The sequence below is a fragment of the Acidobacteriota bacterium genome (assembly GCA_020845575.1).
Lineage (GTDB): Bacteria > Acidobacteriota > Vicinamibacteria > Vicinamibacterales > Vicinamibacteraceae > Luteitalea.
In genome coordinates, this window is the sequence record JADLFL010000074.1 from 16,536 (window position 1) to 27,830 (window position 11,295).

The following is an 11,295-nucleotide window of genomic DNA, read 5'->3' on the forward strand; positions in this document are numbered from 1 at the left end:
AGGACGCGATTTCAGCCTCAAGATTCACCGACCGAGCAGGGTTGTCCCGCGCTGAGCATCCAGTGCCGCCGCGCACTTCAACGCGTCGCGCACAAGGTCCTGGGGAGCGCCGTGGAGACGCAGGAGTGCGATCGCGTTTCGTGTTGTCGCCGGTCCGGAGCGCAGCTGATGGTCGAAGACCAATCCATCGGGGCCGACGACGTCGCCGAAATGGAACGCTCGATACTTGTCGGCCACGAGGTCCACGAGTTCGCCGTCGTGTGTTGCGGCGATCACCACGTGACGATGGGCTCTCCCCGCGTTGGACACCAGATGCAGGAGGACGGCCTGTCCCGCGGCGATGCGTTCCACAGCGTTCGTGCCGCGAAACAGTTCGTCAAGAAGGAACAGATGCGACGTCGGACCGGTGCTGGCCTTCACGAGTGCGAGCAGGGTCTCGACTTCTGCGACGTAGTAGGACTTTCCGCTCAGGAGATTGTCGGAGCGGCCAATGCAGCTGCGCACACTGAACACGGGCGCGTGGTAGTCCGACGCCAGACAAACAGAGCGCGTGCTGTCCCAACGTGCTCTCCGTGCGGTCGAGCGCAGCGAAGACATCGTCAAGGTCAAGGTCATCCCATGTGCGGACATCGAGCGACGCCCCACCCCCCAGGTTGAACAATCGGGACCGGTGGGACTCGGCGATCTCCTGCAGCCTTCGTTCGCGAGCGACAGGCTGACCCCATCTCGCTCGGATCTGGGCCAGAGCCCGCGCGCGGGCGCGCCGCACGGCCAGAGTTCCGAGACACAGGAAGGCGATGACTGCGACGAGGAGCAGCGCCATACGGAGCGCTCATTGTGTCACCACGCCCGGAACCGACCAGGCGGGCGGATCGCGCAGGATGCTTGTCCCGTTCACCAAGGGCTACGTCAGCGCCATGGACGTCAGAGCGCGAGGAAATCGCGTCCCGGCGCGGGTGGCGCCGGACGGGGCGGCCCCGCCCGCCCGCAAGCACGTCTCCCGTACAAGTGCTGTTCGTGCTGAGGACGGGTGGGGCTGTCCGGCGACAGGACCCGCGCCTTCACGTTCGCCCGCGATTTCTTCACAGGCTCTTCAGCCCCTGGCACCTTTGGCGCTGCCGAGGCGGACGAGGGCGCGGTCGGCGGCGAGGACGCCTCGATACTGGGCTTCTTCGAACAGGGCGAGGCCGCTCAGGTCCGAGTGGGCGTAGAACAGGCCGTCGTGGCCCTCCTGGAGCGCGCGCCACTGCGGATCGGAGAGCAGGCCGGGCGTGGGGCGGACCATCGCATGGCCGAAGCGCATGACGTCCACGCGCGACACGCACTCGACGATGTCGGGATGCGCGCGCGCCAGGTCCACCAGGATCCGATCGCGCAGCGTCGCGTACTCCTGGCCGAGCAGCCACGCGCGGGCTTCGGTGGCCGGACGGTCCGCCAGCGCCCAGTAGTAGGTCCACACCGTGCGCGGGACGTGCCGGCGCAAGTGTTGGTGCGTCGCCACGACGTAGCCGAGCGCGGGCGAGTCGAAGATCACGTTGTCCCACGCGACGGGGAAGCCGCGTTCGCGCGGCCAGCGATCCAGCGTGAGATTGGCGGTCACCCACGGCGCCGACGTGAGTGTCGGCCGCGGCGCTTCGGGCACGAGGCGTGTCGCGACGTGGACCGGCGCCGCGACGATCACCACGTCGGCCGTCCACGCGGTCTCCGGCGTCAGCACGCGCCACGCGCGTCCGCTCCGTTCGACGCGATACGTCAGCCTGCCCGTTTCGACGCGCCCATCGAGACGCTGCAGCAGGCGGCGCACGATCCAGCCGTTGCCTTCGGGCCACGTGAGCGGGCCCGTGTCGTCGGCGTCGCGCGCGGCGAAATAGAGGATGCCCGCCCATGCCGACACGTCCTGCGCGAGGCCGCCGTAGTCGTCGCGGCAGGCGTAGTCCACCATCCAGCGGAGCCACGGGGAATCGAGGCCTTCCCGATCGAGCCACGCGGCCATCGACAGCGCGTCTTCCGGCGGCGGACGTCTGAGGTCTGTGGCGGCGGCCATCGGGATGGTGAATCGGCCCGACGCGCGCAGGTCCGCCATGCGCGCCGCGAACCTCGCGAACTGGTCGCGGTCCCTCCGCGTGGGGCCCACCTGCGGTTCGAGCCCTTCCTGCCATCGCCCATGGAGGAACAGCCGCTCGTCGGGCGCGTGGACCAGGTGCCGTTCGTCCCACGAGTGGCCGTCGAACACGCCGAGGTCGATGAACAGCTCTCGTACGAGACCGGCCGCCTTGCCAGGGACGGGTACGTAGTGCGCGCCCCACGGATATGCGGTGACGTCGTTCTCGCCCCACCGCGCGTTGCCGCCCGCCTGCGCCTCCATCTCCAGGATGACGAAATCGTTCACGCCACGTGTCGCCAGCCGCCACCCCGCGCACAGGCCCGCCATCCCGCCGCCGACGATGACGATCGACGCGCGCCGCTCCTCACGCGGGGCGGAGAAGTTGCCGCCGTCGCGTAACCGGTGACCGATGACATGCGATTCGTTGACGTACCCGCCCGCAATCCTCCGTCCGGCCTTCTGCGTCAGCCCGATCAGGGCCGCAGACAGGAACTCACGACGCGACGGGGGGCGGGGGGGGATCATGAAAATGCCGAGAATGACGAATGACGAATGACTGACGCTTTAGGGCCGGGCCCGGAGGGCCGGCCCTACCCCTACCCATTGCCGGTTGCCGGTTGCCGGATCCTTACCTGTTCATCGCGCCCCACTCGCGTTCGTAGTAGCGCACGAGCTGTTGCGTGTGGAGGCGGTTGGGCTCCACGGGCACGCGCGCCATGTCGATCGGGAACGTGAACAGTTCCGGCAGGCCCTGCACGGTGAGGAAGCGAAGACCATCGGGCAGCGTCTCCGGAACGCGTGGCAGCGATCGGCCCGCAAGCGCGAAACCCCACTCGCCGAACGACGGCACGTAGACGTGGTACGGCGCCACGGTGAAGCCCGCCTGTTCGATCGTCGCGATGATGCACCAGTACGCCTGACGGGCGAACAGGGGCGACGTGGACTGGACGACGAACGTCGCGTCCGGCGCGAGCCGGTTCATCAGCATGCGATAGAACGTCGTCGTGTACAGCTTGCCGAGCGAGAAGTTCGACGGATCGGGGAAGTCCACGACGGCGAAGTCGAACGCGTCGCCCGGCGTGTCGAGCCACGTGAACGCGTCGGCGTTGACCACCGTGACGCGCGAGTCCGAGAGCGCGTCCGCATTGAGACGACGCAACTCCTCGTGCGTGGAGAACAGCCGCGTCATCTCCGGATCAAGGTCCACGAGCGTCACGTGCGACACGTGCGGGTAGCGGAGCACTTCGCGCAGCGCGAGCCCGTCGCCTCCGCCGAGGATCAGCACGCGCCGTGCCGACGGCAATGCCGCGAGACCTGGATGTACGAGCGCTTCGTGGTAGCGATACTCGTCGCGTGAGCTGAACTGCAGGTTCGCGTTCAGGAACAGCCGCAGGTCGTCCTTCCACGCCGTCATCACGATGCGCTGATAGGGCGTCGTCCTCGACAGCACCACATCGTCTGCATACAGGTTCGCTTCCGCGAGATCGAGGATGGCGTTGGCCTTCCACAGGCCGACACCCAGCAGCGCGAGCGCCAGCGTGGCCAGCGCCTGCAGCGACCGCCGCGCCGTCGTGGACAGCGAGTCCTTCAGGATTTCGGTCGTCCACAGCGCGACGGCGACGTTGATGGCGCCGAACAGCATCGGGGCGCGCACCAGTCCGAGCTTCGGCACGAGCACGATGGGGAAGAGCAGCGAAGCGCCGAGCGCGCCGAGGTAGTCGAACGTCAGCACGTTGGCGACAACGTCCTTGAACTGGTACCTGTCGCGCAGCAGCCGCATCAGCAGCGGGATCTCGAGCCCCACGAAGATGCCTACGACGAGTACGAGCGCGTACAGCAGCAGCCGGAACGCGCTCGTGTACGCGAAGGCGACAAACAGCAGCGCCGACGAGAACCCGCCGACGACACCGACCATGATCTCGATGAGGACGAACCGCGTGACGAGGCCGCGATCCACGAATCGCGACAGCCACGAGCCGATGCCCATGGCGAACAGGTACGTCCCGATGACCGTCGAGAACTGCGTGACGCTGTCGCCGAGCAGATAGCTCGCCAGCGCCCCGGCCACGAGCTCGTAGATGAGCCCGCACGCCGCGATGAGCAGTACCGAGACGAGCAGTGCGATGGTCACGAGCGAGGCAGGTGCATCAGTGGATCGCCGCCGCGATGATGAGGGACATGCCGAGCGACATGGCGCCGAGGAGCACGGCGAGCGCGGTGTTGTGCTCGTCGATGATCTCGCGCCAGAGGGTGTACGGCGTGAGCCTGTCCACGACGAACAGTGCGGCCAGGAACACGGCGATGCCGACGACGGCGAACACGACGGCGGCGACGACGTTGGTGAGGAGCGTGGCTTCCATCTGTCACTTCCCTCCGAAGAGACGCGGGGATCCGTTGTACAGCGAGCGGTAGGCGCCGGGATTGTCGCGGACCGACCGCGGCACGTTCGACAGGACGTCCGGTGAGCGCGCGAGCCAGCCGTCGCGATCCGCTGACAGCGCGGCGCCAGACGCAAGGAGCCCGAATACGAGATAGATCACGGCGCGAGGCATGCGTGAGTCCTTTCGTCAGTCGTCGTCATCATCATCGTCATCATCCCCGCTGCTCCCGTAGTCGCTTTCCGCGTCGCGCGTCACTTCGAAGCCGAGACGGCGGAGCGCCACCCATACGGGGCGGATCGTGATCGCGAGGAACGCCAGCACGTACGGGAACATCAGCGGCACGTCGCGACGAATCCGGATCGTATACGGCACCACCGGCCCGTTCACGGGACCTTCGGGCTCGACGCGCAGGTAGTACTGTCCCGCCGGGAGCTTCGGCAGCAGCCGATCGGCCCTCGTGCTGCCTTCCGTCCACCGCTCGCCCTGGTCTTCTCCGAAGTAGTAGCTCACTTCGGTGGCGACGTTGTACGCCGTGCCTGACCCGAGGTCGATCAATGCGATGTCGTAACCCACCCAGGAATTCTGGAGGTGCGCCTCGATGCTGATGTCCACCGTACCCGACTTGACGATGGTGAACGGCGGTGTGACGAACGAGGCCTCCGCGGCCCCCGGCGTGTATGTGTAGGACTGTTCGAGGATCGTCGCTTCGGCACTCATCATCTGGCGGTACACGAACAGCGCGAGAATGAGCACGGCCAACCAGCGCCAGGTCCGCCAGAGCGCGCGCGATTTCGCCGTCCAGGGATTCGGCTGGTTGGCGAAGACGCCGACCGGCCTGGGCAGCGAGAGCGACGGCACGAACGCGCTCGCGATCGCCGCCGGTTCCGTGTAGGTGCCGAGTGACCACGTCCGTTCGCCCGTCGTGCCCTCGCTCGACAGCAGCAGCGGCGGCGCGACGTAGTCATCGGTGACGACGGTCTCGCCCACCTTCACACGCCACGGGAACTCACCGAGCACGAAGTCGGTCCGCGCCACGGCGTGCTGGAAGTGCTTGAACTCGACGTTGCCGCGCGACATGGTCGGCCGCGACCCCGTGCTCGTGACAGTGGGCAGTTCCCGCACCACGTCGACGTCGTTCCAGTGCCCGTTGTAGTTGGTCAGGTACCGGAAGCCGTGGTACCTGTTGAACAGCACGTATTCGTCCCACGCGTACCGCGCGCCGTCGACGGTCACCGAACGCTGCTGGAAGCCGATCACGTCGTACGGCTGGCCGTGCCACGTCCCGCGCGTGCCGAGCGGGATGAGCGGGACGATCGACTGCCGCGCCTCCGCGCTCTGAAGAATCGTGACGTTGCGATCGCGCGCGTCGAGCACGGCACCGCAGCTGGTACACGCCACGGCGCGCGTGTGCGCCAGGGCACGCAGTTCGACCGCCGCACCGCAGTTGGCGCAGTTGAAGCCCCGCATCCCCCGCGATCGGTCCTCGTCGTCGAACGTGCGGAGGTTGCGCAGGTGGAGCTCGTCGAACGACACGAAGCGGCCGATGAAGAGCAGCGGCGTCGCGCCGCTGTAGTCGATGGTGCCGAAGGTGGCGTCGTGGCCGCGCAGGTCGGCGAACGTGAGCTGGTCCTTGCCCCAGAACTCGAACGGCAGTTCGCCTTCGACGCCCTTGTAGCGCGCCGTGGTGATCGTGCTGACCTGGAGCGGCACGTCGCCCCACGAGTACCCGAGCCCCACCCGCAGACCTGTGGTGAACGGCAGCGGGCGCGTCGGCGCGACATGACTCGACACGGCGTACTCGAGTTGCGCGTCGGAGAGCCACCCGCTCGTGCCGTCGGCATACGCGAGATGCCATTCGTTCCATCCGCCGTCGGCGTACTCGTACACGATGCGCCCGATGACGGTGAAGGCCCGGCCGTCGAGCGCACCTTCGGTGCCGAGTTGAATTGGCGAGCTGTCGGGTGGGAGGTCGGCGACTTCGCCAATCGTCTCGAGGTCGACGTCGTGCCTGACGATCACCGATCGGCAGGCCTCGCACGTCGTCTGGACCGCGCTCGACCACCGGAATCGCACGGGGGCGCCGCAGTTGGGGCAGCGTCCGGCAGGTCCTCTCATGCGTCGGCGACTCCGGCCATCACATCCGCACGCGGGGCAGGCCCGTAGGCGCGATCGACCCGGCGCACCAGCGTGTCGGTGGCTCCGAGCAGGTCCGCGAGGATCGCCGCGGCGTCGAAGTCGTCTCGCGCGCGACAGCAGAAGACGTTCACGCAGATCGACCCGAACTCGGGGAACGTGTGGCAGGCCAGGTGCGATTCGGTCAGGACGACGAAGCCGGTGACGCCACCGGGCGACGGGAACGCATGCCACACGGCAGGCGCGACAGGCGTGAGGCGCAGGTCGGCGATCAGGCGGTCGAAGAGCGTGGCGAGCCGCGGCACGTCGCGCAGGGCGTCGGGATCGCAGCCGCGCGCGTCGATCACCCACTCCGCGCCGCGCGGTGCGAGGGGATGCGCCGCATCGCGTGCGTCTGCGTCGGTCAGCGCGGCGTCGCGTCGTGGAGATGGCACGGCCATGTCGATGTGGCCGGCATTATATGCCGCGTCACACGACGCGATGTGCATGGGCGTACAGGTTGAAGGACGGGCCGCGCACGAATCCCGCGAGCGTCAGGCCGTACTCCCGTGCGATGTCGATGGCCATCGTCGACGGGGCGGAGACGGCGACGAGCATCGGGATGCCTCCGAGGACGGCCTTCTGCACCAACTCGAACGACGCGCGGCCGCTCACGCAGAGGATGTGCGCCGAGAGCGGCAGCGCGCCGCGCAGCAGCAGGCGTCCGATCACCTTGTCGACGGCGTTGTGGCGTCCGACGTCCTCGGCGATCTCGACGAGCGTGCCGTCCGTCGTGAAGATGCCTGCGGCGTGCAACCCACCCGTGTGATCGAAGACGGCCTGGCGATCGCGCAGCAGGTCAGGCAGTCGCGAGACCACGCCCGCGGACACGCCCCACGACGCCGTGATCGGTGGTGCGTCGGTCTTCACGGCGTCGGCGCTCTGCCTGCCGCAGATGCCGCAGGCCGACGTCGTGGTCACCTGACGGCGCTCGGCGAGACGCCGCGCGAGCGTGTCACTGACGCGGTCGCCGAGGGTGACGTCGATGGCCGACTCATCGCCGGCGTGCGAAATGGTGGTGATGTCTGCCGCCGACGTGATGACCTGTTCCGACAGGAGGAACCCGGCGACCAGATCGCGATCCGCGCCTGGCGTGCGCATCGTCATCGCGAACGCCTGACCGTTCAGGCGGATCTCGAGCGGCGACTCGGCCGCGGCACGATCCTCGATCGTGCTGCGGCGTCCGTCGCTCACTCGCTGGACGTCGATCGAACGCCAGGCGTCGGTCATGCGGTGCTGCCTTCGACCAACCTAGGCCAGCTTGATCGCCTTGTTCGCCTTCACCGACTCGTAGCAGGCCTCGATGATGCGCATGTCGTTGCGGCCGTCCTCGCCGTCGACGATGGGGCGGGTGTTGGTGGCGGCGCACTGCGCGAGGTGATCCATCAGCGCGGCGAAGTGATCGGGCTCGCGCAGATGGCGCTGCTCGACGACGTTACCGCGGAAGACGCGCATGCCGAGTGCGCGCCGGCTGTAGGCGGGCTCCATCTCGAACGAGCCGCGTTCGGCGTGGACGCGGAACCTGTTGAGCGGCGTCCCGTAACTCGACACGCAGTTGGCGAGCGTGCCGCTCGGGAATCGCAGCTGGAAGGTGATCGTTTCCTCGACTTCCTTGAAGCGCGGATCGCCCGGCGTGGTGTACTCCATCGCGTAGACCTCGGTCGGTTCCTCACCGGCGAGGTAGCGCGCGGCGTTCACCGCGTAGATGCCGATGTCCATCATCGACCCGCCGCCGCCCATCACCTTGTTGAGGCGCCACTGTTCGGGGTTGCCGATGTTGAAGCCGGCTTCGCAGAGGATCACCTTCGTCTTGCCGAGGTCCTTGTCGCGCGCCATCTTGATCATGGCCTGCGTGTAGGGCTCGAAGCGCAGGCGATACGCCACCGCCAGGTGGCGGTTCGCGGCCGTCGCGGCGGCGATCATCGAGTCGCACTCCTTGACCGTGTTGGCCATCGGCTTCTCGACGAGCACGTGCTTGCCGGCCTTGTGCGCGCGAATCGTGTACTCGGCGTGCATGTTGTTGGGCAGCACGATGTACACCGCGTCGATGTCGGGGTTGTCGGCGATGCGGTCGTACGTGTCGTACGAGTACAGCCCCTTGTCTGGCACGCCGTACTGCGCAGCGAGCGCGCGCGCCTTGTCCACGCTGCCGCTCACCAGGCCGGTCAGGCGCGAGTGCTTCGTGTTGGCGAACGCGGGCAGGATGTCGCTGAGCGAGAGGCCGCCGAGACCCACGACGGCGTACCCGAAGGTCCGCTGGGGTGCTCTGGGCGCCGACGGCTGGACGGCCATCGCGGTCTCCGCGGCCGCGAAAGGCGTCGCGGCCGCAACGGTGGCGCCGGTGACGCGCAGGAAGTCTCGACGGGTCGTGGTGGTCTCTGACATGGCTGGTCTCTCGTGGGTCGTTCGGGTTCAGGCTTGCGACATGGTCGTGGAGCGGAGCCGTGCGGGCAAGATGATTCGGCGGCGCGTCATGGGATCTGGTCGGGCGTGCCGGCCGTCGTGTCCGAGTCGTGGCGAGTCCAGTACCAGTAGAACGGAATCCCGAGCGCGACGAGGCCGATGCCTGCCAGCGCCTGTCGCGGACTGGTCTGGAACGTGTTGACGATGAGCCAGGCGGCCGTGAGGAGGAACAGCACGGGCACCACCGGATAACCCCACGTGCGGTACGGGCGCGGCACGTCGGGCAGCCGGCGGCGGAAGACGAACACCGACGTCGTGGCCAGGCCCATGAAGATGAGGACGGCGAAGATGACGTAGTCGGTGAGCGTGTCGAACGTGCCCGACAGCACCAGCACCGACGCCCACGCCGCCTGCGCGACGAGCGCCCGCACCGGGACGCGCGTGCGCGGGCTCAGGTGCGCGAGGCTGCGGAAGAACACGCCGTCGGCGGCCATCGCGTAGGGCACGCGCGCGCCGACCAGCGCCACGATCTGGAGCGCCGTCATCACCGAGATCGCGAGCAGGCCGCTCATCAACCCCACGGCGGCGGGCCCAAGGAACTCCGTTGCCACGACGGTGGCCACGGGCGAGGACGCGGAGACGCTGGCGATGGCCGCGGGCGGCAGCACGTAGAAATAGCCCGCGTTGATCGTCACATACAGGACGATGATCGTGACGATGCCGCCGATGATCGCGAAGGGGAGGGCCCGCCCCGGATCGCGGACTTCGCCGGCCACGTAGGTCACCTCGTTCCAGCCGTTGTAGCCCCACAGCGCAGCCATCATGGCGGCGCCGACTCCGGCCATCCCCCCGCGCGCCGCGGCGTCGACGCCCTCGCATGTGCCAGCGGCGGCGCTCAACGCGTAGTGCCCCCACGATCCGCTGGCGAGGAGAAACGCACCGAGACCAACGCCGGTCACGAGGACGAGCTTCAGGACCGTGAGCACCGACGCCACGCGCCCGCCCGTCGAGACGTCGGCGCAGTTGACGGCCGTGACGATCCACACCGCCGCCACCGCGAGTAGCGCGATGCCGCTCACCGAGCCGAGCACGGGGAGCGTGAGCCGCACGGCCTCGACGCTCCCGCCCGCCAGGGCGTTCAGGAAGATCGCCAGTCCCATGGCCAGCGCTGCCAGTGCCCCCGTCGTGGCGACGAAGAAGCGCGTCCAGCCGTAGAGGAAGCCCCACAATCGGCCGTACGCCTGCTGGATGAAGACGTACTCGCCGCCGGCGCGCGGGAAGATGGTGGCCAGTTCCGCGTACGTCAGGGCGCCGAGGAGGCTCATGAATCCGGCGATCACCCAGACCGCGAGGACCATGCCCGCGGTGTCGACGTTGCACGTCATCACGCGCGCCTTGAGAAAGACGCCCGTACCGATGACGTTGCCCACGACCATCGCGTAGGCGGCGAAGGGCCCGAGCCCGCGCACGAGCGTGGGTGATGCAGCTGGTGGTGTCGTCATTCAGTGGTGGTGAAACCCGGGTTGTCCCGCCGTGGCGCCGAAGGCGCGAAGGCGGGTGTCCGGTTGCCCGTTGCCGATTGCCCGTTGCCGGTCGAAGGGTATACCGGTTCCCGGCAGCCGGGATTATGATTCGGGTATTCGGGCGCCGTGTCGACGTCCGGTCATCCAACCCTCCAGTGGACTGCCATGATGAACACACCCAAGAATGCGTCCGGCGCGATTGAGCGCCGCGACTTCCTCAAGACGTCCGGGGCTGCTGCCGGTGCCGCCGTCGCCGGATTCCCGAGCATCGTCTCGGGCCAATCGGTCACCAATGCTCTGAAGGTCGGCCTGATCGGGGCTGGCGGGCGTGGCAGCGGTGCGGCGGGACAGGCGCTCACGGCCGACAAGAACGCGGTCCTGACCGCCGTGGCCGACATCGACGAGGCCATCGTCACGCGCGCCGTGACGCGTCTCTCCGGCAGTCAGCGGTTCGGCAGCCAGGTGAAGATCGACCAGGCCGTCCACGGGCTCGACGCCTACGAGAAGGTCATCAACAGCGGCGTGGACGTTGTCCTGCTCGCCGCGCCTCCGGGATTCCGCCCCGCGCACCTCAAGGCCTCCGTCGAGGCCGGCAAGCACCTCTTCTGCGAGAAGCCCGTGGCCCCCGCCTCGATCGGGATCCGGAAGGCCATCGAGATGCAGAAGCTGGCCCAGAGCACGACCCTGGCGCTCGTGTCCGGATTCTGCTGGC

Annotated in this window: 10 protein-coding genes; 1 reads left to right on the top strand and 9 read right to left on the bottom strand. The window is 68.1% G+C overall.

The features are described from left to right. Positions 1 to 24: 24 nt before the first annotated feature. From IT182_19000 to IT182_19040, 9 genes are all read right to left on the bottom strand, one after another. A complete protein-coding gene (locus IT182_19000) occupies positions 25 to 645 on the bottom strand; it encodes a hypothetical protein (GenBank protein ID MCC6165439.1) in 621 nt (206 codons plus the stop codon). 448 nt (positions 646 to 1,093) lie between these two features. After that, entirely contained in the window at positions 1,094 to 2,629 is a 1,536-nt protein-coding gene (locus tag IT182_19005; protein MCC6165440.1) for an NAD(P)-binding protein, read from the bottom strand. A gap of 103 nt (positions 2,630 to 2,732) precedes the next feature. After that, positions 2,733 to 4,526, bottom strand: coding sequence for a polyamine aminopropyltransferase (locus tag IT182_19010; protein ID MCC6165441.1), 1,794 nt, complete (start codon positions 4,524 to 4,526; stop codon positions 2,733 to 2,735). After that, the gene (locus IT182_19015; protein MCC6165442.1) at positions 4,468 to 4,656 is read right to left on the bottom strand and encodes a hypothetical protein; all 189 of its coding nucleotides are present in this window, start codon (positions 4,654 to 4,656) and stop codon (positions 4,468 to 4,470) included. Before IT182_19015 ends, IT182_19010 begins: the two co-directional genes overlap by 59 nt. 15 nt (positions 4,657 to 4,671) lie before the next feature. Continuing rightward, positions 4,672 to 6,504, bottom strand: coding sequence for a DUF4178 domain-containing protein (locus tag IT182_19020; GenBank protein MCC6165443.1), 1,833 nt, complete (start codon positions 6,502 to 6,504; stop codon positions 4,672 to 4,674). A 92-nt stretch (positions 6,505 to 6,596) separates the two neighbouring features. Beyond that, a complete protein-coding gene (locus IT182_19025) occupies positions 6,597 to 7,058 on the bottom strand; it encodes an S-adenosylmethionine decarboxylase (GenBank protein ID MCC6165444.1) in 462 nt (153 codons plus the stop codon). Between the two features lie 28 nt (positions 7,059 to 7,086). After that, positions 7,087 to 7,887, bottom strand: a complete 801-nt coding sequence (gene fdhD, locus IT182_19030) for a formate dehydrogenase accessory sulfurtransferase FdhD (GenBank protein MCC6165445.1) — start codon at positions 7,885 to 7,887, stop codon at positions 7,087 to 7,089. Between the two features lie 21 nt (positions 7,888 to 7,908). Beyond that, a complete protein-coding gene (locus tag IT182_19035; protein ID MCC6165446.1) occupies positions 7,909 to 9,042 on the bottom strand; it encodes a Gfo/Idh/MocA family oxidoreductase in 1,134 nt (377 codons plus the stop codon). A gap of 86 nt (positions 9,043 to 9,128) precedes the next feature. After that, positions 9,129 to 10,562 (bottom strand): amino acid permease, encoded by a 1,434-nt coding sequence (locus IT182_19040; GenBank protein MCC6165447.1) that lies wholly within the window; start codon positions 10,560 to 10,562, stop codon positions 9,129 to 9,131. Between the two features lie 189 nt (positions 10,563 to 10,751). Here IT182_19040 and IT182_19045 point away from each other — a divergent pair. Beyond that, positions 10,752 to 11,295: Gfo/Idh/MocA family oxidoreductase (locus tag IT182_19045; GenBank protein ID MCC6165448.1), on the top strand; the 544-nt coding region annotated here is incomplete at its 3' end.